The sequence below is a fragment of the Erysipelothrix larvae genome (assembly GCF_001545095.1).
GTDB lineage: Bacteria > Bacillota_I > Bacilli_A > Erysipelotrichales > Erysipelotrichaceae > Erysipelothrix > Erysipelothrix larvae.
The window spans coordinates 1,899,969-1,924,696 of the sequence record NZ_CP013213.1; the positions used below are offsets into that span (position 1 = coordinate 1,899,969).

Consider the following 24,728-nt stretch of genomic DNA (forward strand, 5'->3'; position numbering starts at 1 on the left):
GTCATTCACTCCTATATCTTCCCCACAAATGATACATAGTCACACAGCCCACATACTTAAATCCTATTGCTAAATAGAATTGTACCGCTGATATGTTATTTACTTGTGTTCCAACTTTAATATTTTTAATTCCTTGATCTATAACAAATGATTCCATGGTGTGAATCAATGACTTCCCCACTCTTTTCCCTTTATACTTTTCTTCAACAGCAATTAGTTCTATTACGCTACTCGTTTCATCTAGGGAGAATAGAATGAATCCCACTATATTACCTTCTCTTTCAGATATAACAAAAAACTTATTTTCCTGATTAAATGCATCTTCAGTCCAATGAAGGTATATGTTGTTGGACTCTGATTTTGGAAGATTCGGATCATTAAAGAATCTGGAATAAGAAAACGATTTTTTTGCAATTCTCATTATTTGATCATTTCTAGACATATTGCTAACTACATATGTTTTATCATCTTGATAATCTTGTTTACCACCTAGAGTTTTCTTAAATTGAATGTTCATATCAACTAAGAATGCACTTGTTTTATTTCCAATCCATTGGTTATTCTCTTGTATGTTATCTATGTTTGAGATAGTTACAAAGTCATATCTTGCACAAAACTTTATAATATCCTTTTGATTATTCTCATTTACAATACCAGTTAGATTAACGCGAGCAGCCTTAACTCCAAAGTAATCTGTATCCCACTGTAAAGGCTTCAACTCATAATTTTTAGGAGTCATTAGCTTTCTCGTCCTTCACATTGTCTGACTTCTGTTCACCGTACACTTTTTCTCTTTTTATTATTAGTACCACTGTTTTTAATAATACTTTTACGTCCATCCACAATGTCAAATGGTCGATATAGTAAATATCCTTCTTTATTCTATCTTTCCAAGGTATTGCATTTCTAAAGTAAGCTTGACTATATCCTGTAATTCCTGGTCGAACTTCAAGTTTTCTATATTCGTTCCCTTCATATAGGCTCCTATGTTCTATAAGGTCTGGTCTTGGACCGATAATGCTCATATCCCCTTTAAAGACATTTAACAGTTGTGGTGTTTCATCAAGACTTGTTTTTCGAATGAATCTCCCAATTTTCGTCAACCTTTGGTCATCCTTTGCATTATATGTTGAACCATCAAAATTTCGAATATCGGGGGCATTCATTTTCATTGACCTAAACTTATACATATTAAATGACTTTCCATTTTTCCCAAGTCTTGGTGCATTATAGAAAAGAGTCCCTTTATCCTCAAAATATATTAAAGGAACAATTACCACTACTATGACAAGAAACATTGGAAAAGCGATAATGGCTAAAAGCAGATCAAATATTCTCTTAAAGTATTCTTGATACATATTATTCCCCCTATTGTGATTAATGGAATGATTCTTTAAAAATGTTTACGACATATTCAATGTCTTCATCAGTTAATAGCGTGTGCAGTGGTAACGTAATTTCGTTTTGGAACATTTCATAAGCATTTGGATAATCCTCTATTTTGAACGCTAGGTTTCTATATGCTTCAAGCATTGGTAATGGTTTATAATGGACGTTGGTTGCTATACCTTTTTCCGCCATTCTCTTAATCACTTCATTCCTGAAAGATTCGTTTTTCCCTGTCAATCTCAATAAGTACAAATGACCACAAGACTTACTGCTTTCATCATAATGTTTCATAGACGTCACATTTAATCCACTTAATAGTTCATCATATTTTTCAATCATATGTTTTCTTTTATCAATAATACTTGGATACCTTTTAAACTGTGCAAGACCCAAAGATGCCATAATATCTGTCATATTGCATTTATAGTAAGGTGCTACTATGTCATACTCCCAGGATCCTAACTTAGTTTTTGCTAATGCATCTTTAGATTGTCCATGAATAGAAAAAAGCATATATTGTCGGTAAATCTCTTCATTATCAATACCATTAATGTCCTTCCATGTAACCATCCCACCTTCTCCAGTCGTTAGATTTTTTACAGCATGAAAGGAGAATGAGGTGAAATCTGCAACTTCTCCACTCATTTTCCCTTGATAAGTAGCACCTATTGAATGAGCTGCATCTGCAATAACAATTATCCTTCCAAATGCTTCTTGGAGTTTATTAGTCGGATTAAAAAAGCTCTTTTTACGTTCTATTGCTTCATATATTTTGTCGTAATCACACATTACTCCCCCAATATCAACTGGAATAATTACTTTAGTTTTCTCTGTTATAGCATTTTCAATCCCATCATAATCAATATGGAATGAGTTTTTCCCTGTGTCAACAAGCACTACTTTTGCTCCAACATGCGTAATTACACTCGCAGTCGCAGAATAAGTATATGCACTTGTAATAACTTCATCTCCAGGGCCAATACCTAGTAGTCGCAGCGTTATTTCCATAGCTGCAGTAGCTGAGTTAAGAGCAACTGCTTTACTGGTGTGGCAATACTCAGCAATTTTCTTTTCAAAGAGCTTTGTTTTTGGACCTGTAGTAATCCAACCTGACCTTAATGTATCAACTACTTCATTTATTTCTTCATCTGAAATATCAGGTGGAGAAAATGGAATATTTCTTATAGTATTCATTTTATTATCCTCCCATAGTGCTAATACGAATTGGCTTGTAAAAATTAATAATTAAACTCTAGACTGTGTGTAATCTTTTATAATAGTTTCCATATATTCAAACCGAGTCTGTCATCTATCGATATTTTTGATTAGCTATTTAAGTTCTCGCTTAAGTATAGGTTTTAACTACTTTTTTAAGTATTATCTTAATATCATTTGAATTCTCTTTGTATAGGCTCGCTTCAATTTCCGTAAGGTATGATTGAATATCATCGTCCTTCCATAGTGTTGGCGTTGCGACATAGATAAGTTTGTTATCAGTTTTTCGTAACGTTTCTGTCCCCATGAGGAGTTCTTCATAGAGTTTTTCACCCGGTCTTAAACCAGTGTATTGAATTTCAATATCCTTATCCGGTTCATAGCCTGAGAGTCGGATCATCTTACGTGCCAAGTCATCAATCTTAACGGGTTTTCCCATATCTAAGACGAATATTTCTCCACCAAGTGCATATGCTGACGCTTGAAGGACTAGACTCACTGCTTCTGGAATGGTCATAAAATATCGAACGATGTTAGGGTCCGTTACGGTTACAGGCCCACCTTCTTCAATCTGCTTTTGAAAGAGTGGAATAACTGAGCCATTTGAACCCAGAACATTCCCAAATCGTACAGCAACAAACTTTGTATTGGACTTCATGCATCTTTGACTTTGGATCATCATTTCGATGAATCTTTTTGTTGCACCCATAACATTTGTGGGGTTAACTGCTTTGTCGGTTGATATATTCACAAATGTTTCAACACCATACTTAATACTCACATCGATTAGATTTTTCGTACCGAAAATGTTGTTCTTTATGGCCTCTTGGGGTGATGTTTCCATGAGTGGAACGTGTTTATGTGCAGCAGCATGGAATACAAGATCAAATTTTTCTTCACTAAATAATGCTTCCAGCCTGTTTTCATCTCTAATTGAACCAATGACAGCTTTAATTTCAGTATCACAGGATGTTATGTTCTTACGCGAGTGGATCATTAACTCTTGTTCTATTGCATACAGACCTGTTTCATTTATATCGAATAATACAATCCGTGTTGGTTTGTATTGAATAATTTGTCTGACTAACTCACTTCCAATTGACCCACCAGCACCTGTAACGATTACTTTCTTGCCATTTATCTTTTCCAAGATACCATCGGAATCAATTCTTACTTCACTGCGATTCAATAAATCCTTTATGTCAATTTTTCGAAGTTTATTTTTGACATTGTTTGGATCAGTCAGTGCGACTGATGACATCACGTGTACAACCTTAGCACCTGAGTCAAATACCAGGTTAGAAATTCTTTTTAGTTCTCCATTGGTGACACTTGGCATTGCGATGATGACTTGGTTTACTTTTTTTTGTTTAACAAGACGCTTCAGACTTTGGCCATTTCCAACAACAGGATAGCCATCAATGTCAAATCCTATCAAGGAAGGATTATCATCCACAAATCCAAGTACACGATATTCATAGTCATCGTTTTGTAGGATTTCTTTGATTAACAGTCGCCCAGCATTTCCTGCGCCATATATTAAAGTAGCATTTGATGTGGTTTTTTGATTGTGTCTATGGCGTAATGTTAGAACACCCCGTGAGTAAAAATGAATTGTTACATTAAAGATAGTTACGACAAAGAAGCTGATTAGAATCACACTTCCTGGCATATCATCCAATACTGAGAATTGAGTTTTTAAACATGTCAGTATGAGTGTAGCGAGAAGGTTTGCGGAAACGATTGAGATACCATCTCCAATACTTGCTGCTGATAGCACTGCTTTGTGGATCTTAAATACGATAAAAGAGCATAAATAGATGATGAGTACAATTGGAAGTAATCTAAAGAAACCTTCAAATTGAAGCATGACCTGAACATTAAACTCAAGTCTCACCCACAACGATAAAATATAACCAATTAGTACTACCGCTAAATCCGCAACAATAACAGCCAATGCTTTGGATTTCAAATTAATCGCCCCTCCCCTTAAGTTCAAATGTATTTACCTAAAAAACTTCTTATTTTTGAAGGTTGTTGAACACTTATAATTTCATTCTCTAAAACTTGTTTGACATTGACCATCCATGTATTCCAAAGCTTAGGATGCTTTTCTTTAATTGCTTGTTTTGCTTTGATCATGTTTGATGGTCTTTTGTCTATTGAATGGACATCACTTGCAATACAGTGAATCCATCCATGTCTCATACAGGCATGGATGAAACTTGATTGTGATTGATCAATAAATGACGATGCGTTGACTTGCATCAGCACACCACACTTCATTAAATCAATCGGTAAGTCTAAATTGTCTTTAAAATATGGATAGCGCTCCATGTGTGCAATGATTGGAATATACCCCATCCCAATAAGCTCGCTGATTTGATTCATAAGATTGCTGGGTAGGGTTCGTGGTGAAAACTCAATGAGTATATAGTCCGTGTTTTCAATGACTAAATCCTCAAGATTCATTTCAAACAGTTTTGAAGAGTATAATACTTCAGCACCCTTGAGAATTGTGATATCTCTATGCGTTTCAAGAATTGCTTGTTTAAGAATCTGGCAGTTTTTATCTCTGAGTTCAATAAATGCATCAAGATCCTGTTTCAGTGGATTATAATGGGGTGTTAATACGATTGTATGAACTCCTTGTTCAAGCTGCATGTCAATCAGTGCAAGGGAATCTTCAAGTGTTTTAGCCCCATCATCAATTCCAAATAATATATGGGTATGGATATCGATCATTATTTCGAATCTACTCCATAGGTGTAGTCATAAGCATAGGAACCTGAACCCCGTGTATCCTTGGTGCTCTTGTAATCACTCATAACGACCCCAAGTACTTTTGTACCCGTTTGCTCAAATGATTTTAAGGCGTGTTTTATTAAATCAATCTCTGCATAATTTTGCTTTACAATAAATAAGAGGCCATCAACATAACGCGATAATACAACGGCATCTGTAACGACACCCGCCGGGGGTGTATCTATAATCACAACATCATACTTCTCTTTAAGCTCTGACATGATTTCACCAGTATGCTCTCTTGATAGTAATTCAGAAGCATTTGGTGGAATTGATCCTGACAGCATCACATCAATCTCAAGGGGTGGAAACATATAAATGGCATCTTCGAGTTTAGTTCTTCCCGCAAGCACTGTAGAGAACCCATCTTGTACCTTTTTGCGAATCCTTAAATATTTATGCACTGAAGGTGACCTTAAGTCAGCGTCAATTAAAAGTACTTTCTTTCCCGCCATTGATAAGGATCGTGCCAAGTTGACCGAAACAGAACTCTTCCCTTCACCAGGAAGGCTACTGGATACTAAGATTGTTTTAACATCACCACTGTAAGTCATAAAGCTTAGGTTTGTTCTGAGTGAACGATACCCTTCAACAAATGAAAATGATGAATTGTCATCAAGAATATCAATCTTGTTATGGTTTGACGCACTCAACATTGCCTTTTTTCGAAACATTATGTATCCCCCCTATCTACCCTTTGTTGTATTTGGAATGATTCCAATTACTGGAAATCCTAAGTGCTTCTCAATATCCTCTGGTGATCGCACTGTACGATCAAGGATATGTCTCACGAACACAACACCACTTGCACACAGAACTCCAATGATGAATGCAATGAGTGAATTCATGAATATACTTGGTGACACAGGCGTTGTTGGGAAAAGTGGACTGGATATAATTCTCACTGAACCTGCCTCAACCATGTCTACAATAATATCCGGTGCAACATTCACGATTTCATTTGCATAACCATACGCTTTGTCTGGATCGGTATCTCTTACAGATATACGAAACACTTGTGTATTATCAACAGCAGATACGGATACATTCTTAGCGAGATCTTCCGTTTCAAGATTTGAATTCGTATTTGAAATTACGGGATTCAACACCACATCACTCTTGATAATAATGCTGTACACAGTCGCAAGTCCACGTGCAGATATAATCTCATCGTTTGTTATTACGCCTGTATTCTCTTCTCTTCGATTGTTTACAATCAAGGTCGCATTGCTTTCATAAACAGGATCAACCAAGAACCTTGTCCATAAGAATCCCCCAATTGAAAATCCCAATCCCACTAAAACAATGAGCACTATAAAAGGTTTAAAAACCCCATATATTTCAGACACGCTTATTTCATTGTCTAAAACTAAATCGTTACTAAATTGATTCACGTTTTCCCTCCAGCAATACAATTGCCCAACTAAACTCCTAGATTTTATGTCTTTACGAATTACCATCAATGGACACTTGAACCATTTCATATTCGTCCTGAAATTAATGCATCAGTCATCACTTTATGCATGGTTATTCAATTACTTAAAGACGACAAAACCAATTGTTTTTCACCTTCTTATGTCACACAACATAATGGTTTTTTATATATTATTTGATACGTTTACAGTGCTAACATGATCTTTCTTAACCAAAACGATACCCATTTTATGTTTTGATTTAGATCAATAGAAGTCCCACCTATATTAATTTCAAATAGTTACGTTTTATATTCTTGCTGTATAAAACAGCAGGTTATTCATCGTGGGGGTTATTTTTAAAAACTGTACTCATTTGAAATTAATACACCCGATTCATTGAATCGACTGTTTAATATCTGACGTGACAAGCATTTAATATCAAAACGCTTACCTAACAGACGATGATTCATAGGATGTTGTATAAACACCAGCCTCTATATGAATCCATATTTATTTGATCCACAGTTACGCATTCATAAAAGACGATCACTAACCTTTTACGAATTGGTATCTTTAGTCAATCCCCACACATTTTGTGATTCAATTAACCACAAAAAAAATAACTTTCTTTGTAAACTTAGCATTTATTTCAGTATGATCCTCGATACGCTACTAACACGTTTCTTTATCCCATCATACTTAAGAAATAAGGCTTTATTAGCATTTAAGCTTCCATAAAAGTTATCTCATCATTTTTTATATAATCCCCCCCATGTCTTCAAATTATTTACACTAAGCATAAAAAGCTACTTTCGTTTATAAACCGATCCAAAGGTGTATCAATACAACCACAGGTTTCCTCAATCCGATACTGGATATGCTTTAATCTACTCGTACAATGCTTACCTTGATTAATATTCCATGACTGTGACTTAACCGCGTACTTATCAATGCAATTAGTAAACTAAGAGCAAAGGATCAGCGGTCAATTTCCCACATTCTTTCACAGCCACGAAACAATTTGAAGTATTTCATGAGTATTGTACCACTTAAAACTTATTTTTGGTAAATTTTTTTAATATTATTGAAAATTTATATAGAATAAAGGGTTGATTTTTTTCTATCATCAGTTTGCGAGATCGAATTTGGATTGATTGTTGAATACGTCGGTCAATTATAGCATGCTGAATCGGTTTAAATTGAACACCCTCAAGGCTTTAACGCAAGCACCTCCTAACGGATTATCTTGAGCACTCCGTTATTGATTTAAAGGTTATGTAAAAGTTCAAAACGAGCATCACTTTAGTGCTCGTTTTGTTTGTCCTATTCTCTCAATGAATCTCCATCTATTATAATCTTGTAAGCACTCGGGCTTATCCTATTAATAATTGCATCCGCTAGTATACTTGAATCTAGTCTTGAGTGCCATTCAGTTGGTTCAAGTTGATAACAAATAATGGTCGACCTATTATTATAGCGATTTTCCAGGATCTTAAATAGTAATGTTTGTTTTTGATCGGTTAGTGAACTGATTAGAAAATCATCAAATATCAACACGTCAAACTTCGTATATTTTCCGATGACTCTTTCCGCACTGCTATAAACTAATTGCTCACGATGACATTCGTCAAGGAACTCGTATAGCCTACAGTATCTAGCGCTATAGTATCCTTCTCATGCATTATTTCCCAATGCATTAGCTAAGTATGATTTTCCTGTTCCACATGCACCAAGAATGACAACATTTCTCATCCTTTGGATATAGTCATTCGTTGTTAGTTGATCAATAACAGCTTTATCTAGATTGCGTGTTGGTTTATAATCAAGATTTTCAAGTCTTGCTGATGGTTGTAACAATTTAGCGCTTTTCTTCATTCGAATAACAATATTATTTTTCCGAGATATATATTCGGAACGAATTATATTTTCGATTGTTATCAGTGGCTCTTCACTGGATAATTCTCCTGTCTCCATAGATAGAAACAACTGTTCGTCCATTTCTGGCAATCTCATTTCACGCGTCATCTTTGTGATTCCTAGTAGCTTCTCTTTATTCATAATAATTTACTCCTCTTAAAAATTTAAATGGTTTAGATTCTTCTTTTTAAAGTCTTCATACCCAATGTCTTAATTATTGTTCAAAATGTTTTAATAATGGAGTAGTTGAGGCTTTTTAGGTGTCTCAACGCAAGCTTGCAGGCATTTTTCTAGTCTCTCATTAGTGAATTTGTCTGCTAGCTTGAGTAATGAATGGACCGCTTTATATTGTTCTTGTTCGACCGTGCTTCGGGAAAAGAAACGTTGTACAACCTCGAATGTATTCGGTCCTTTTTGTTTCGCCCAATTCTGATATCGGGTTTTATTCCACTCATTGTGGGCATTACTATTGGGGGCATGTGGTCTGGGAAGGTAGAATATCGCATACTATCCTGATCATGTTTCAATTTATGCTCACAAAGCAGTAATAAATCACTATACACTTGAATTGTCTCTTTCGTGATTCTCAGTTTTACAAGTTGCCCAATATAAGCGTGCAGAACTGAATAATAGTGTTTTCGAAACGCGATGTGACTGTTACTTTGTACTTTAGCTTGTTCCATACAGAGACTTCAAACCTATAATTTTGTAATAGTTTTAAATAGTTTTTCTCTACGTTATTAAACACATCGTACCGTCACCCATTTTTCTTTTGGTGAGGTCTTCTATTAATCTTGTCAAGTTCAATTGCTATTGTGTCATTTTAGTTGTAGCGCAAGCGAATAAATATTGGGAGGATGGCAAGACCGCTACAAAAAACCACCCATATAAAATTTCACCAGTAAGTGGATCTTGCCACTGTTGTCACGAACTAGCCCAATCCACTTCTGACTTTTCGCCAGTTTTATGATTGATAACATCTACAAATGTACTATTGTATTTGCCAACTGATTAAAGTGAAATTTGAATTGGGTTAGTAAATATGCTTTACTATTGTCTATCCTACATAACTCAACATACTCTTCCTAAAGTAATTGCATGGTCACCTCCTTTCGTGTAAGTTCTTTTTCCAATTTTATACAATAATCTGGCATTTCGTAAGAACCATCGGTATTTCTTTTCTTCTGAAAATGAACAACTAGATCTTCATCAGACATTTCCTAAGACTGTTGATATATTAATGGGCACGCATCCTTTATGTTAACCACTTTAGTTACTATATTCCTTGATATTCCTAACACTTCCGATATTCTTTTGTTTGAGACCTCCTTTCCTTTTAATCGTTCTATACTTCTGTTGTAATTAATGAGCATAATTGCACCTCCTATTCCAGCATAAGAAAATGCTGCACTTTGCATTAGTTGCGCAACATAAAATCTAATCAATTTATTGAATTATATTTAAAGGTTTTGGGTGCTCAAGATAAAGCGACGCAAGGTGCTCATTTTGACGTTGTTTGCACCTATACTGGATATGCTTTAATCTACTCGTACAACTCTTACCTTGGTTAATGCGACCATGACTGTGTCTTAACAAGTGTTCTTATCATGGTTGTCTTAAGACTTTTTGGGGGGGTAATCTACACCGTATTTTCTTGGAGCGAAGCATGGTATTCAAGAAATCATTGACATTAACACAAGTATGCAATAGCTCTAATAGTATTAAACATTTTATTATCTAAATCATATGGTTACCCACTGACTTAGATGTCAACGTAGAATCTTGCCTACATTTTAAAATGAAAAACAGATAAGAGTTGTCATGAAAGCCTGATTTTTTACACAGGTTTTTTTAATTTTTTCCTGTTCTCTTTCAAATAAATCATATTTAATCCCAAAACAAAGCTGAATAATGGATTCATCATTGATCCCTCGATAAATTGTGAAGCAAAAATAATAAGCAATCCACCATAAAAGCAAATTATGTGTTCTTTTATCTTTTTTTTATTTCCGATAACAATTGGCTTAATAAAAATAAATAGTATATATGCGATATAAACTAAACCAATAATACCGAGCTCATAAACAAATGATACTAAGCCTCCTCTGACTCTTCCACCCCAATATATATCAATTCCTGTTATACTAAGCGTATCAATCAGCCATTGCGGAAGCAATGTATCTGATAAGATTGTTGATCCTATACCAAATCCAAGTCCTCTCATGACAATTAATCCACCATAAAATGCTCTTATTGGATTTCCAAGACGAAGTGTTACACCCGCAAATATTTTAAGTGATGAAGGGTTTTCTAAAAACATTCTAATCAGTATACCAGCCCTACTGTTTGAAAACATTGGAATTTGTAAAAACATAAAACTAAACGCTAACATTGAGAGAATTGTTATGATTACATTCTTTATACTCTTCTTATAGAGAATTTCAACTAATAATCTTAATACTAAATAGACACTTAGCCACGCAATTCCCATCCCTGATGCAGAGAGAAAAATTAGAAGAATGCAAATTGCAAATACAATTCCATAGTCTTTTGAATTGATTAATTTGTTCATCTTAAAATAATCATTAATAATAATCACAAAAACTCCCCACCTTCCTAACCATGCTGGTTCTGGTGCAAGTGCGGTAACCCCTCTATTTCCTGAGCGCCATAAACGATTCATTATTGAAATCCCAAAATCTGGGTAAATAAAGTATTGAATGAGTGCTACACAAACCCAGATATAACAAAATATCTTAAGATACTTCCCATCCATCCTATCTTTATACTTAATTGTTGTGTACGGAATAAAAAATAAACTCCAATATCCTAACAATGACCTAATTCCTTCAATTATGGTAGAAAATCCTGCTAAGAAATAGAAAACAAATGAAAATGTCGCTATAAGTGCAATTAGTAAGCTAACAACTAATTGTTTGTTCACCCCAAAATTATTTTCCAGCATTGAATAAATGAAAACAATCATCGAAAAAATTAATGCCCAAGGTTGTGTATCTACCCCAGTAGAGATTGGTGTAATGTATGGAAAAAAGATTAAAATCATAAATATAAGTCCATATTTTTTTTTCAATTGTATTGACTCCCATCTTTATATGAATATATTGTGCACAAGTAAAATCTACTAGTATCATAAATAAATGAGAAATAATCAAATATTAATAATTCAGTTACTATGATTCTAATGTGAAAATAATTAGCTTTAACGACACATAATTAATTCAAATGTACTATATTGATCACATCTTTCACATTCGATTATATATCAAGTAATGTAACTTTGTTCTTAACCAACAATTTTCCGATTGTTAATCACATTTTCAAGATCGCTAATCATTCTTAACTTACAATTCTGAATGGTTTCATTCATTAATTCTTTATTACTCTTCGCCTCATTTATCATTGTAAAAAAACTGTCATTACTGTTCAAATAACAATATGGCATATTAAATTTTGATAAAGTACCTGGATTTTTTATTCCCCATGCTTCATCAAAATACCCGACAACTGGTGTCCCCACAGACATAGCTAAAATTATAGAGTGAAGTCTCATACCAACTAAACATTCTGAATTTCGATATATCTCTCTTAAAAATAACGGATTATATTCTTCGATTATGCTAATATTACTACTGTTTACTTTATTAAAAATATCTTCGGTAAACTTTTTATCTTTCTTTGTTTGAATTACTAGAACAATTGAATAACCTCCCTTAATTGCCTGAGAAATAAAAGAAATAATCTTATTTTCAATTTTGTCCCTTTTCTCTTTACTTAACTCACCAATGTCACCTATATCCTCTTTCCTTAGTGTTATACAAATCTTTCGATCTAACTTCAAGTAATCATCATACTTCACTTCAAATTCTTTTAAAACATTTTCTCTATCTCTAATAAAATATGCACTATCTAATGATTCAATAATATTTGCATTATTAAAGGTTTTTTGTAGGCTATTATAGCTAATGTTTTCTCTTGCAAATACAATTTTTGCATTGTCCATATACTTTTCTAATAACTTTTTCCCTTTTCTATTTATAGTTGTTGTAGATTGTGGAAATAGAGCGTATTGAACACCACCTGAAATAGATAATTTTAGTGGAAAAATAAGTGCAAATAATCTAATATAATCAGTAATACTATTGCACCTTAATACATTGCCACCATTTAAAACTACAAAATTTGATGAATTTATTTCAGACTTATATTGTCCAAAACATGAATAATATATTAATTTTACAAACCCAAAAGTGTAACTAATCAATGTTTTGATTGTTCCATCTCGATTTAAATCGAATGGACCAGGTAACATCTTGACATTCGTATAGTATTCTTTAATATATCTTTCATTAAGTGAATACTCCTCATTATTTTTTGTGTTCTTGGACATGACAGTTATTTCATATCCAAGACTAGATAGTAAATCAAGACTTCCAACATTAATTGCGAAGTCACCTGCATTTTCCATACTATATTGATATGCAAAAAATATCTTTTTCATTTATTAAACTCCTTTATTAATCTACACTATATTAACCAATCTTCTAGAATATCGGCAATTCTCATACTCGCATAACCATCACCATAGGGATTATTTGCTTGACTCATTTTCTTATATTCATTACTATCTTCTATTAGTTCTTTAAAAGCTCCGTAGATAACTTCTTCTTCCGTCCCTACCAATTTTAAAGTTCCTGCCAACACCCCTTCAGGTCGTTCAGTTGTATCCCTCATTACCAATACAGGTTTTCCTAAACTAGGAGCTTCTTCTTGAATCCCTCCACTATCTGTTAGTATTAAGTATGATTTGTTTAGAAAATTATGAAAATCTAGTACTTCGAGTGGTTCAATAATTCTTATTCTATCTGAATCACCAAGTATTTCTTGGGCTACTTGTCTGACAACTGGATTCATATGAATTGGGTAGATAGCTTTAATGTCAGGATTCTCTTGAATAATTCTCTTAATAGCCCTAAACATATTTTTCATTGGTTCACCAAGGTTTTCTCTTCTATGCGCAGTAATCATGATAAGTCTGCTATCTGAAGCCCATTCCAAATGCTTATGAAAGTAATCATCACGAATCGTTGTATTAAGAGCATCAATAGCAGTATTTCCTGTTATGTGAATACTATTTGGATCCTTACCTTCTTTTATTAGATTATCTTTTGATACAGTTGTCGGTGCAAAATTCAAATCAGCAATTATTCCAACAGCCTGTCTATTAAACTCCTCTGGATATGGAGAGTAAATATTGTATGTTCTTAACCCTGCCTCTACATGACCAATAGGAATTTGTAGGTAAAAACATGCTAAAGCTGTAGCAAATGTTGTTGATGTATCTCCATGAACTAGAACCATATCAGGGTTGACTTTACTGAGTACAACTTTCATTTTCTCAATAATACTGACAGTTACATCAAACAACGTTTGTCCAGCTTTCATTATTGATAGATCGTAATCAGGTACAACATCGAAAGCAGTTAATACTTGATCCAACATCTCTCTATGTTGACCAGTCACACAAACAAACGTGTTTATTTTTGTTCTTGATTTAAGTTCTTTAATTAGCGGACACATTTTTATTGCTTCTGGCCTTGTCCCAAAAACTACCATTACTTTTTTCATTTTCTCTAATTCCAATCTACAATTTGTATACACCATCAAAATTACATATATTCTTCGTGTCTAGAATTAACTTATCCTTCACTAAACTCATATTTTCTTTGATGTGGTCATGTGCAGTAATAATAACCAAAATTTCAACTTCACTAATAAAGTCTTCGAAGTTCAAGAATTGATGTTCGACTATTCTTTCGCTAATAAATGGATCATATACTTTAACACCAAAAGCTAAGTGGTCATTCATTTGTTCTAGTAGTTGAAGTGTGGGACTTTCTCTAGTGTCGTCCACATTTTCCTTATAAGCAAGACCATATATTCCTATTTTTGATATGTCTGAAATACCGTGTTCTCTCATAATGTCCCTAATTCTTCCAAGCACATAGGTTGGCATTGAATCATTAATTTTTCTTGCAGCTAATATTAAGTTTGTAAGGTCAGGATAATCTCCCACTAAGAACCAAGGATCTACTGAAATACAATGACCGCCTACGCCCGGACCAGGTTGGAGTATATTAACTCTTGGATGCTTGTTTGCTATTTTTATTATTTCGTAAACATTCATACCATCAGCTCTACAAATCTTAGCCAATTCATTAGCAAAAGCAATATTGATATCTCTATATGTATTCTCAACTACCTTTGACATTTCAGCTGACCTAATGTCTGTTACCACAATCTCAGATTTACAGAAACTTTTGTACAATATTTTTACTTTTTCACCAATAGTGATATTATCTGCACCGACAGTTCGTGAATTGTACTCTAGCTCGTAAATCATATTTCCTGGTATTATTCTCTCCGGTGCATGTACAAGATGTACATCTTTTCCAATAACAATACCTCTTTTTTCTATTTCAGGTCTAATATATTTATCAATTGATCCTGGTGATACCGTTGATTCAACTATTATAATCGAACCAGGTTCACATACATCAAGAACTCTATTTACTGCAGAGATTACATATTTTGCATCTAACTTCTTGCTTGAACTCATATAAGGAGTGGGAACCGCGATTATGTAGGTATCTGTTTTTTGATATTCAGTAGTAAACGTAATACCATTTTCAACTGCTTGACTAAATAAATCTTGTAATCCATTTTCTTCAAATGTTAACTCCCCCTTTGAGAGACAACTCACTAATTTCTCATTAAGATCTGTTCCAACAACTTCGATTCCACTCTTGGAGAACATTAGCGCTGTGGGAAGACCAATATAACCAAGTCCAATAATATTTATCATTTTTATACCTTCCTTTTAGTGTAAAATTATACTAAATTTCGAATTACATATTTTTTTTGTTATTTTTTTTGATACGAGCACCTTATTAATTTTTTCTTTTTTTAAATAGTGAAGACTCCTATATGATTCTTCAATTGAAATAGTACCTTGAATTTTTATCGAAACAATTAATTGTCCATCTATTATTAAATCAAAGCCATCTTCATTTATCTCTACATCACACGGAGTATTGAAAATAATATCACAAGTCCCTGTAGTTCCGGTAATCCAATCCTCCACGAAATAACCATTTTCATTAATTTCGATAATTCTTTCATGCTTATAACCATTCTTTGATACCATCTTTCCCTGAAACTTCGAATCGCAAAAAAACACATTTTCTCTTTGAGACCAATCCGTAACTAGAAATGTTCCTTTTTTATTCATTTGTTCTACTCCAGGTATTTTCACAGTATTATGACTGATGGTTGATGATAACGTATTGCTCAAATCACTTGCATAAGAATAAGTTCCACAATCACATAAAACATTTATATCCTTGTGCCATAAATCTATATGTAGTTGATCCATATGAGCGGGTCTGGATTTATAATCTTGCAAGCATGTCATTAAATAACTCTGTTTACTTCTTAATACATATATACCTATGTCATCATATGCTATACTTTTATATTCATTGATATCTACAGGTAAATCTAGTGTATCTCCAAACCACAATAATTCCTCATCATATTCTCCTTTTTCAAATAAGCGTTTCCCTGATATCTGTGAATAAACCGTGTTTAATACGGGCCTAAAATCTCTATATTTGCATGATGATAATGGAAATATTAACGCTCCGTCATTTGAGCCATAGTTTGGAACATCTCCTTTGATGTTAGTAACTTGATATAGCAGTAGTACACTTTTCTTAATTCTGTCTACTTCCTTGATTTGAATCCCTGTTGTATTGCTCACCTTTAGTAATACTTCCAATATTTGTAGGGTAAATCGATGATAGTTAAACGAGTATTGAGAAAAACCCCCATCCTTTAAGAATTGATTTACAATCTCCTTATCCATCAATTTATATGATGACTTAAGCTTACTATAATTTTCACAACACCAAGAACCAACAATTAAACCAAAAATCTCTGTAAAGGTATGATTATTTTTAATACATTTGTGAGCATAAAAGAAATTTGATAAAACCTTTTTGTAACTATTTTCAACAAGATTTGCAATATTCTCCTTATCTCTGACTGATATTAAGTTAAATTCGTTAAAAATAGCGTAAACTATTAATACATTTGTCATTCGTAAGGTAGCTTCTTGTCCGCATTTATAATTTGAACCATATGAATAAGGATTGTCTCTTAGCCAACTATCAAGTTGACTAGAAAAAGCTTCATAATATTTGTCATTCTTTGTTAGAATATAAGCCCTTGCAAAATAAAGAAAGTGAGTGAATCTTGATGCTTCCCAAATAACTTTAATATCTCCAACCTTTTTGTCAAAATCAGGTATCTGGTACCACTTCACATCCCGTCTATTTTCATATCCCGTCAATGGATTTAAGTGCCAATTTATAGGGTTTCCAAAAGCTAAGTCAGACGATGAAAAACCATATATAACTCCTTCTATTGCTTTGTCTGCAATGTTGATTATCTCATTTTGCGAGGAAAGGGTAATAGAATCAAGAAACTTTGATATAGCAGGAACATTAAATTTAAATAAATCCAATCTTTTTACTTTTGCTTTTGCTTTTCTTTCGAATAGTATTTCAGAAAAAGGTATTAGCTTCATCATTTTGAGTTTACTCGAATATAGCGTTCTGTTAATTGCCCAAGCAGGACCATATTCATTGATAATTGACCTTATGGGATTACTCATATTAACTCACGCTCCATAACCGAAATTAATTTCTTTGTAAGTTCTTCATAATCAAAGTCTCTGGATCCCTTTTGAGCATTATTACTCATTTCTATATATCTCTCCCTTGGCATGCTATAAATTTCGACAATTCCATCTGCAAGTGCCTGCGGCGTATCTGTTTCTAAAGTTAGTCCACAATCATATTTGTCTATCGGAGAATACCCCATTTTTACAGTTGATATTATTGGTTTACCTGAAGCCATGTATTCGAATAATTTGTTAGAGCTATTTCCTCTTGACCAATTATATTTACTCTGTGAATAATTTAGGACATTCACCGAAGACTTACTCAATATACTTGACACATATTTTTTATCAACGTAACCTTTAAGTTTAACGTTATTAATATCTTCGTTTAGAACACGATTACGGAGAAATTCTAATTCATTTCCATCTCCGTAAATAAGAAACTGAATATCATCATAATTAGTCAATAACTTAGCTGCATCAATTATATTTCCTACATTGTTCACTGGTCTGATCGCTCCAGCATATATAACATTAAATTTATTACTATTGAGATCTTCATCATCATAGTCATTTTTTATTATATTTTCTGAAAAGCTTTTATGATCAACTCCATTATTAATGTAATAGCATTTATTTACGTCTATATCTCCACCCTGTGAAGTTGCCCATCCATTTTCAGTGATATAAGAGACATCTCCTTCCTTAAGGAAGATCAAGGCGTCAGATTTTTTATAGATCCAACGTTCTCCTCTTAGTAATATTTTTCCAATAAAACTCTCTTTTTTCAGTCTTCCTCCTTGAAAGAAAACCTCTGGCCAAAAGTCTCTAACTTCACATATACATGGAATACCAGCCTTTTTTGCAACTTTAAGCCCAGCCAACATCGTTAAGGGATGCGGTGAGGAAGCAATTATGATGTCAGGTTTATCATTATCCTTTATGAGTTGTTTTGTAACTCTTATCAAATTTATATAGTATGAAATCATGTTAAACACTCTTTTTATACCATTACCATTTGAAGAATATGTCTTTATAAATACAAAAGGAACTGCAGCTTCATTATGAGCTAAAGATAAATCTCCATTCTGAATTAAATTCTCTCCCGTATAATGTAAATGTGATGCGGAAAATATTGTAGAGTTGTATCCAACCTCTGTTAGTTTCATAGAAAACTCGTAAGGTCTAGTAAGTCCACTCATTGTTGGAGGAGTTGCATAATGATGAAACATCCACACTTTTTTACTATTTACTACTTCTTCCATAAACACCTCCGCTAATTTTGTTATATTTATATTTTGCTATATACTCAGTACACTTCATTGCCCATCTTATATTTATCTTTTCTAATTCCTGATCAGCGTTTCATTCTCTAGCAAATTATCTTGCGCCTTCTCTCATGAATATCACTTTCACTGTTGCAAATAGTATTTTAATATCTTCCCAGAAACATACATTTTCAATATACTGTAGGTCAAACACTATTTTTTCCTCTGCACTCAGATCATAACCACCATTCACTTGGGCAAGTCCAGTAATTCCTGGTTGAACCATAAGTCTTTTATTGAAATCAGGAATCGACTCATTAAACTTCTCTGTTAGTACAACAGTTTCTGGGCGTGGTCCTACAAAACTCATATCTCCCTTAATTACGTTAATTATTTGTGGTAACTCATCGAGTCTTACTTTTCTAATAACTTTTCCAACTTTTGTAATTCGACAATCATCTTTTTCAGTCCACACCATATCTCTTGTTTCGTCTAAAGGTGCGTGTGACATTGTTCGAATTTTATAGATAGTAAATGCTTTCCCATTTTTCCCTGCTCTTTCTTGCTTGAATAGAATTGGACCTTTTGAATCCAACTTAACAAAAATACCAGTAATAAGAACAACTATAGCGATTGGAACTGAAACCACTAATGATAATACTAAATCCAATATTCTTCTTGCTGATAGGTAAAATGACGTTTTACATTCTTCGCTACAAATAGCATCAATAGATTCTAATAAATCATTAGTGGTATAGTCTTGTTCAATATATTCACTTTCTAAAACAGTGTTAATTCTATTCATGTTCTTCTCCTCAGAAACTATTTCTTTAATTTATTTTTTTAAAAATAATATCCAAATATCTTCCTCATATAAGTTGGACCTAGATAATTGACATACTCGTTATTAACAACATTTTTTGAGTTGTTGAGAATCCTTGTACTTTCACCAAGTTTTGACATTTTGTCATACTTACTCATTGCAGACTTTATATTTGGTATTCTTTCGTTTAGATTATGTGTATCTGATCCTATTATGTGTATCCAATTATGTTTTGCACTTGCTTTGATGAAATTACTATATGTTTTATCAAGTACTGATTCTGCATTCACTTGCATCAATACTCCTTGATTGATTAGATCAACCGGCAATTGTAAATTTTCCCTAAAAAAGTCATACCTTTCGAAATGTGCGACTATGGGGATGTACCCCATAACTTGAATTTCACTTAATTGACCTTTTATATTACTAGGCATTGTCGTTGTCGGGAATTCAATTAGGATATAGTCTGTATTTTCGATAACCAGTTCACTTAAATCCATCTCAATTAATTTTGATGAATAATATACTTCTGCACCTTTTAGTATCCTAATCTGTCGACTAGTTTTCTTAATAGCATTATTTAGTTCTATATAATTTTCATCGCGTATCTTTAGAAATTCGTTGAGTTCTTGCGTCAAAGGATTATAGTGAGGAGTTAGCACAACTGTGTGAACTCCCTGTTCAATTTGCAAATCAAGTAAAGCAAGTGACTCTTCAAGATCCTTTGCACCATCATCGATACCAAATAGTATATGTGTATGTAAATCAATCATTGTTCAGAGTCATCTCCAGCTCCGTGTCCATAACCATAGCCATAACCGTAACCGTAACCATAACGGTATTCATAGCTGCGATAACGTGATAGATTCTTTGAGATACTATAGTCATTCATAACTACTCCCAAGATCTTTGATTCAGTACCACTGAATGCTTTGAGTGTGCCTTTTACGACTTCTTTCTCAGCATAGTTCTGCTTAACCACAAAGAGCACACCATCAACATAGTTTGACAATACAACGGCATCGGTTACGATTCCTGCTGGTGGTGTATCCACAATAACCATGTCATATTTTCCGCGAAGTTCATCGAGAACTTTTTTAGTGTGTTCATGAGATAGCAATTCCGAAGCATTGGGTGGAATCGGACCTGAGAGCATGACATCAATTTCAAGTGCAGGAAACGAATAAATTGCTTCGTTGACTGTGGTTCTACCTGCGATAACAGATGAGAATCCTTCTTTGACTTTGCTTCTAATTTTTAAGTATTTATGAATCGAAGGAGAACGCATATCACCATCGATGAGTAACACTTTCTTACCGGACATAGACATAATACGTGCTAAGTTAATAGATACTGAGCTTTTCCCATCACCCATCAGTGCACTCGTCACTAGTATTGTTTTTACTTCACCATTAAATGTGGTAAAGCCTAAGTTTGTTCTTAAGGAACGATACCCTTCAATAAATTGAAACGGTGATTTTGGATCGATGATATCCGTTTGTGTAGGATGTACTCGTGAAGACTTTCTTTTTTTCTTACTCATTATTTTCCACCTCTACTAACTTCTTGAATATTTGGAATGATTCCAATAACAGGAACACCTAAGTATCGCTCAATATCATCTGGGGATCTAAATGTACGATCCATTAAATGTCTAACTAAAACAATTCCTGCAGACAACATAATTCCAAGTATGCCCGCAATCATTGCATTCATGAGTGTATTTGGGGAAACTGGTGATGTTGGAACTTGTGGAAGTGAAACAACCCGCACAGACCCTGCTTCAACCATGTCTATAATAATATCCGGTGCTACTTTCACAATTTCATTAACAAATTTCTGTGCTAATAGTGGGTCTTCATCTTTGACTGAGACACGAATTACTTGTGTGCTATCTACTGCTGATACGGAAACATTTTTTGCCAGTTGAGATGTAGTAATTCCTGTATTAGTATTCTCAACCACTGGCCCCATTACCGCATCACTTTTGATAATGATACTGTATACAGTTGCAAGGTTTTTCGCAGACGTGATTTCATCATTGGTGATGGAATCATCACTTGTATCTCTTCGATTATTTACAATAAGCGTAGCTGTGCTTTGATACATTGGTGCAATTAGAAACTTTGTCCCTAAGTAGCCGACCATTGAAAACACAATCCCTACTGCCACAATCATTAATAAGTAAGGTTTGAATATTTCATAGAGTTCACGGATGCTTATTTCATCCTCTTGTATAAATTCAACGTTGTTATTTTGGTTCACTTTATCCCTCCGATTCCTGATAAAACATATCGATACTTAATGAGCTTAAAATCCCTAAATGTACTAAAAATGGCGCAATAAACTTGAGATGCACCACTACAAACATTCTTTAAATCAGTGTCTTTTAGTATGTATTTTAAACTCATTAAATACTTATGTTATCAGTATTGTTTATACCAACACGTTAACTTTACCAAATCTTTTTACCTTGTAACGACGGCAATCTTTCGCATATGCGAAAAGATTTTAATGATACGCTTACATTCCACTATTTAGTGTAGATTTGGGCTGTTTTCTTAAAATAATTTTCTTCATAATGAAAATTATTTCACTGTGAAACCCTTCTTTCATTCTGTTTGAGCAAAAATAAAAAAGGGGCGAACCATTAAGAGGATATTAAACTTTACTTGGGGTTTTCACTCGCAACACTATTTCTTGGGGTGAGGTAATCTTGCTCTAGCCTCTGTCTTTAAAGAAGTTTGGGGATTTCTGTTGTAAACTGATTATCTTAGACCAGCAGAATAAAAAATCACTTTACTTTATGCACAATTAAGTGCTGTATTAAAGTGATTTTTTTTGTATTATTAGTTTAACGAGGTTAATAAAATGGTAGAAACCCCAAGTTTCCAGACCTAAGTTTCTACCAATCCAATACCTCCTATAAAGGAGTAAGAATATGATAACAGTTTTCTCAAACACATTCAATAATAAACAGTTTTCTCAAAAGGAATATTACAAATTTCTCAATTCAATTAATCCAAAAACAATACCTTGTCCGTGCTGTTCAAAAACAGATACACTGATTCGTTATGGATACTATCCGAAAACCATAATTACTGGGCGATTAACCATTGTCGTAGAAATCGCACGTTTCTTTTGTAATCAATGTAAGAGAACTCATGCAATAATACCAAGTAACTTACTTCCCTATTTTCAACTGTCTGTACCCACAATTGAAATAATATTAACCCATGAACTTGATAGCACGCTTTTAACTGATATTGATGAATCAACATATATTCGGATAAAAATACGTTTTAACGATTATGAATCGGTGAGACATTTAAGTTATTTGGAACGATTGAATTACTTCATATTATCCACAAAACGGAATATCTATCATTCCGCCATTACTTCACCAACATGAGAAAAATAGTTTTAACTCCTCAGATTGAATATAATGAAGATGGTTATTTAAATAACAGACAATCATTTTTATATTTAGGAGCAAGATACATAATGAAACCTTATCAAAATAGTCAAAGAGAGGCAGGGTTTCTATGAACGCTAATGCCACTCTTTTAAGTAACGAAAAAATTCTTGAATTATTTAACTTAGAACACCATCAAGTCCAGAAGATTGATATCAAAGGTCAAAGTGACGCATTGAATGTGTACATTACGCTTCAGGTAGAGGAACAAACATGCCCAATTTGTGAAAGCAAAACATCCACAATCAAAGATTATTCTGAAAAGAAGCTTCTCCACTCACTGGTAACACATATACCCTGTTACATTCGTTACCGTGCACGACGTTATAAATGCACAACGTGTAATAAATGCTTTTTTGAACACAATCCATTTGCGTATCGAAATATGAAGATTACTCAGCTGACCGTATATAATGTCCTGAATGATCTTAAATCGCCACATGAAACGTTTACCACAGTTGCCAATAGATATCGGTTATCTCCCACTACAGTATCATCTATTTTCGATTCCCACGTTTCTGTCTCCAGACAAAAACTACCCGCTTATCTGCTTATTGATGAATGTTATGCGTACCACAGTGATCGCAGTGATTATGTATGCGTTCTTATTGATGCAATGACAAAGAATATCGTAGATATATTACCGTCCCGTAAGAAACAAGACTTAGTCGCGTATTTTAGCCAAATCCCCCTTGAAGAACGCAAAGGAGTCTTAGGTATTGGAATCGACATGTGGTATAGCTATAGAGTCGTCGCAAAACAATTCCTTCCAAACGCGTTTATCAGTGTTGATCGTTTTCATGTTTATAGTGATTTAATGAAACGTATCGACTCTATTAGGGTAGACACTATGAAGAAACTAAAACCTCCTAAGAACTGGAAGCAAACAGAAGATAAAGTCAAAAGACAAGAATATTATAAGCGTGACCAGCAATACTATCTGCTTAAAAAGTTCAACTGGTTACTCTATAAAAACCCCAAAGCAACAACCACAGTTAAAGATAAGAAATACAATATATTTGATCCAAATGTACCGAAACAACGCAATAAGAAATTGGGAAAGTTTCTAAACCTTTACGACATAATAGACCTAATTCTTCAAACGAGCAATGGCCTTGAAGATGCATATAACATGAAGTTCTTACTCGATCAATTCTTCAATGAATCAAAAGCTGAGAATGCACACGAGAATCTGAACACACTCATCAGAGTGATGGCTCAGAGTAGAGTTGCATCAATCGTTGATTTTAGCCGAACTTTAGGAAAGTGGAAAAATGAAATTGTCGCAACTTTCAATAAAGTAGAAAAATGCACAAAGGTCACAAATAAGAAAACAGGAGAAACCCATTATGAAGTTTCCATAACACACATAAACAGTGCGTTGATTGAGAATCGAAATCGCATAATCAAGCAAATAAAAAACAATGCAAGTGGCTATCGTAATTGGGAGCGGTTTAGGAATCGTGTGTTGTATGTGCTTAATGAAGACGCAACATATCGAATTAACCCAATAATTAAAACAACCTATGACAAAGGACTCTCTTAAGAAATGACTCATTATTGATATACTATAACAAAAAGAGGGAAGCTATAGTCATGTGCGACTACGCTTCCCTTTGGTCTTTAACAAACTTGTTTGGGGTAACTTACTCCCCAA

20 protein-coding genes and 1 pseudogene are annotated in these 24,728 nt (G+C 33.8%); 2 read left to right on the plus strand and 19 right to left on the minus strand.

Going from position 1 to position 24,728, the window contains the following annotated elements; translation table 11 throughout:
- Nucleotide 1: 1 nt before the first annotated feature.
- The 19 genes and pseudogenes from AOC36_RS08670 to AOC36_RS08755 form a co-directional block, all read right to left on the minus strand.
- Nucleotides 2-739 carry a GNAT family N-acetyltransferase gene (locus AOC36_RS08670; protein WP_067633404.1) on the minus strand — a complete coding sequence of 246 codons (738 nt, stop codon included), beginning with the start codon at nucleotides 737-739 and terminating at the stop codon, nucleotides 2-4.
- On the minus strand, nucleotides 729-1,358 hold the full coding sequence (locus AOC36_RS08675; RefSeq protein WP_067633406.1) for a sugar transferase: 630 nt from the start codon (nucleotides 1,356-1,358) through the stop codon (nucleotides 729-731). The genes AOC36_RS08670 and AOC36_RS08675 overlap by 11 nt, the downstream gene beginning before the upstream one ends.
- Nucleotides 1,359-1,377: 19 nt before the next feature.
- Complete coding sequence (locus AOC36_RS08680; RefSeq protein WP_067633408.1) at nucleotides 1,378-2,583, minus strand: DegT/DnrJ/EryC1/StrS family aminotransferase; 1,206 nt, start codon at nucleotides 2,581-2,583, stop codon at nucleotides 1,378-1,380.
- A gap of 151 nt (nucleotides 2,584-2,734) precedes the next feature.
- Nucleotides 2,735-4,576 carry a polysaccharide biosynthesis protein gene (locus AOC36_RS08685; protein WP_067633410.1) on the minus strand — a complete coding sequence of 614 codons (1,842 nt, stop codon included), beginning with the start codon at nucleotides 4,574-4,576 and terminating at the stop codon, nucleotides 2,735-2,737.
- Nucleotides 4,577-4,599: 23 nt separating this feature from the next.
- Complete coding sequence (locus AOC36_RS08690; protein ID WP_067633412.1) at nucleotides 4,600-5,349, minus strand: tyrosine-protein phosphatase; 750 nt, start codon at nucleotides 5,347-5,349, stop codon at nucleotides 4,600-4,602.
- Entirely contained in the window at nucleotides 5,349-6,083 is a 735-nt protein-coding gene (locus AOC36_RS08695; protein WP_067633414.1) for a CpsD/CapB family tyrosine-protein kinase, read from the minus strand. Before AOC36_RS08695 ends, AOC36_RS08690 begins: the two co-directional genes overlap by 1 nt.
- A gap of 12 nt (nucleotides 6,084-6,095) precedes the next feature.
- Nucleotides 6,096-6,803: a YveK family protein gene (locus AOC36_RS08700; RefSeq protein ID WP_067633416.1), complete on the minus strand. Its 708-nt coding sequence runs from the start codon at nucleotides 6,801-6,803 to the stop codon at nucleotides 6,096-6,098.
- A 1,344-nt stretch (nucleotides 6,804-8,147) separates the two neighbouring features.
- Nucleotides 8,148-8,882: pseudogene (locus AOC36_RS12505) on the minus strand (ATP-binding protein).
- Between the two features lie 176 nt (nucleotides 8,883-9,058).
- The gene (locus AOC36_RS12675) at nucleotides 9,059-9,424 is read right to left on the minus strand and encodes a Mu transposase domain-containing protein (protein WP_417935078.1); all 366 of its coding nucleotides are present in this window, start codon (nucleotides 9,422-9,424) and stop codon (nucleotides 9,059-9,061) included.
- 1,154 nt (nucleotides 9,425-10,578) lie between these two features.
- A complete protein-coding gene (locus tag AOC36_RS08710) occupies nucleotides 10,579-11,832 on the minus strand; it encodes a hypothetical protein (protein WP_067633420.1) in 1,254 nt (417 codons plus the stop codon).
- Between the two features lie 213 nt (nucleotides 11,833-12,045).
- On the minus strand, nucleotides 12,046-13,260 hold the full coding sequence (locus tag AOC36_RS08715; RefSeq protein WP_067633422.1) for a polysaccharide pyruvyl transferase family protein: 1,215 nt from the start codon (nucleotides 13,258-13,260) through the stop codon (nucleotides 12,046-12,048).
- Between the two features lie 26 nt (nucleotides 13,261-13,286).
- Entirely contained in the window at nucleotides 13,287-14,387 is a 1,101-nt protein-coding gene (gene wecB, locus AOC36_RS08720) for a non-hydrolyzing UDP-N-acetylglucosamine 2-epimerase (protein ID WP_067633424.1), read from the minus strand.
- A gap of 16 nt (nucleotides 14,388-14,403) precedes the next feature.
- Nucleotides 14,404-15,624: a nucleotide sugar dehydrogenase gene (locus AOC36_RS08725; RefSeq protein ID WP_078055138.1), complete on the minus strand. Its 1,221-nt coding sequence runs from the start codon at nucleotides 15,622-15,624 to the stop codon at nucleotides 14,404-14,406.
- Nucleotides 15,625-15,639: 15 nt separating this feature from the next.
- On the minus strand, nucleotides 15,640-17,412 hold the full coding sequence (locus AOC36_RS08730; protein ID WP_198401171.1) for a heparinase II/III domain-containing protein: 1,773 nt from the start codon (nucleotides 17,410-17,412) through the stop codon (nucleotides 15,640-15,642).
- Nucleotides 17,413-17,492: 80 nt separating this feature from the next.
- On the minus strand, nucleotides 17,493-18,770 hold the full coding sequence (locus AOC36_RS08735) for a glycosyltransferase family 4 protein (RefSeq protein ID WP_067633430.1): 1,278 nt from the start codon (nucleotides 18,768-18,770) through the stop codon (nucleotides 17,493-17,495).
- Nucleotides 18,771-18,885: 115 nt separating this feature from the next.
- Nucleotides 18,886-19,578, minus strand: coding sequence for a sugar transferase (locus tag AOC36_RS08740; RefSeq protein ID WP_078055139.1), 693 nt, complete (start codon nucleotides 19,576-19,578; stop codon nucleotides 18,886-18,888).
- A 38-nt stretch (nucleotides 19,579-19,616) separates the two neighbouring features.
- Nucleotides 19,617-20,369 (minus strand): tyrosine-protein phosphatase, encoded by a 753-nt coding sequence (locus AOC36_RS08745; RefSeq protein ID WP_067633432.1) that lies wholly within the window; start codon nucleotides 20,367-20,369, stop codon nucleotides 19,617-19,619.
- Nucleotides 20,366-21,139: a CpsD/CapB family tyrosine-protein kinase gene (locus tag AOC36_RS08750; protein WP_067633434.1), complete on the minus strand. Its 774-nt coding sequence runs from the start codon at nucleotides 21,137-21,139 to the stop codon at nucleotides 20,366-20,368. Before AOC36_RS08750 ends, AOC36_RS08745 begins: the two co-directional genes overlap by 4 nt.
- A complete protein-coding gene (locus AOC36_RS08755; protein ID WP_067633436.1) occupies nucleotides 21,139-21,861 on the minus strand; it encodes a YveK family protein in 723 nt (240 codons plus the stop codon). Before AOC36_RS08755 ends, AOC36_RS08750 begins: the two co-directional genes overlap by 1 nt.
- Before the next feature lie 676 nt (nucleotides 21,862-22,537).
- Between AOC36_RS08755 and AOC36_RS08760 the strand changes: the two genes are divergently transcribed.
- Nucleotides 22,538-23,008 carry a DUF6431 domain-containing protein gene (locus AOC36_RS08760; RefSeq protein WP_067629969.1) on the plus strand — a complete coding sequence of 157 codons (471 nt, stop codon included), beginning with the start codon at nucleotides 22,538-22,540 and terminating at the stop codon, nucleotides 23,006-23,008.
- 133 nt (nucleotides 23,009-23,141) lie between these two features.
- Complete coding sequence (locus tag AOC36_RS08765) at nucleotides 23,142-24,617, plus strand: ISL3 family transposase (protein ID WP_067629964.1); 1,476 nt, start codon at nucleotides 23,142-23,144, stop codon at nucleotides 24,615-24,617.
- The last annotated feature ends 111 nt before the right edge of the window (nucleotides 24,618-24,728 follow it).

Excerpts from the sequence above, each read along its gene's own strand:
- AOC36_RS08735 (WP_067633430.1), bottom strand. The coding sequence starts at position 18,770 with ATGGAAGAAGTAGTAAATAGTAAAAAAGTGTGGATGTTTCATCATTAT.
- AOC36_RS08680 (WP_067633408.1), bottom strand. The coding sequence starts at position 2,583 with ATGAATACTATAAGAAATATTCCATTTTCTCCACCTGATATTTCAGAT.
- AOC36_RS08765 (WP_067629964.1), top strand. The coding sequence starts at position 23,142 with ATGAACGCTAATGCCACTCTTTTAAGTAACGAAAAAATTCTTGAATTA.
- AOC36_RS08730 (WP_198401171.1), bottom strand. The coding sequence starts at position 17,412 with ATGATGAAGCTAATACCTTTTTCTGAAATACTATTCGAAAGAAAAGCA.
- AOC36_RS08750 (WP_067633434.1), bottom strand. The coding sequence starts at position 21,139 with ATGAGTAAGAAAAAAAGAAAGTCTTCACGAGTACATCCTACACAAACG.
- AOC36_RS08740 (WP_078055139.1), bottom strand. The coding sequence starts at position 19,578 with ATGAATAGAATTAACACTGTTTTAGAAAGTGAATATATTGAACAAGAC.
- AOC36_RS08695 (WP_067633414.1), bottom strand. The coding sequence starts at position 6,083 with ATGTTTCGAAAAAAGGCAATGTTGAGTGCGTCAAACCATAACAAGATT.
- AOC36_RS08690 (WP_067633412.1), bottom strand. The coding sequence starts at position 5,349 with ATGATCGATATCCATACCCATATATTATTTGGAATTGATGATGGGGCT.
- AOC36_RS12675 (WP_417935078.1), bottom strand. The coding sequence starts at position 9,424 with ATGGAACAAGCTAAAGTACAAAGTAACAGTCACATCGCGTTTCGAAAA.
- AOC36_RS08725 (WP_078055138.1), bottom strand. The coding sequence starts at position 15,624 with ATGATAAATATTATTGGACTTGGTTATATTGGTCTTCCCACAGCGCTA.
- AOC36_RS08675 (WP_067633406.1), bottom strand. The coding sequence starts at position 1,358 with ATGTATCAAGAATACTTTAAGAGAATATTTGATCTGCTTTTAGCCATT.
- AOC36_RS08760 (WP_067629969.1), top strand. The coding sequence starts at position 22,538 with ATGATAACAGTTTTCTCAAACACATTCAATAATAAACAGTTTTCTCAA.
- AOC36_RS08670 (WP_067633404.1), bottom strand. The coding sequence starts at position 739 with ATGACTCCTAAAAATTATGAGTTGAAGCCTTTACAGTGGGATACAGAT.
- AOC36_RS08715 (WP_067633422.1), bottom strand. The coding sequence starts at position 13,260 with ATGAAAAAGATATTTTTTGCATATCAATATAGTATGGAAAATGCAGGT.
- wecB (WP_067633424.1), bottom strand. The coding sequence starts at position 14,387 with ATGAAAAAAGTAATGGTAGTTTTTGGGACAAGGCCAGAAGCAATAAAA.
- AOC36_RS08745 (WP_067633432.1), bottom strand. The coding sequence starts at position 20,369 with ATGATTGATTTACATACACATATACTATTTGGTATCGATGATGGTGCA.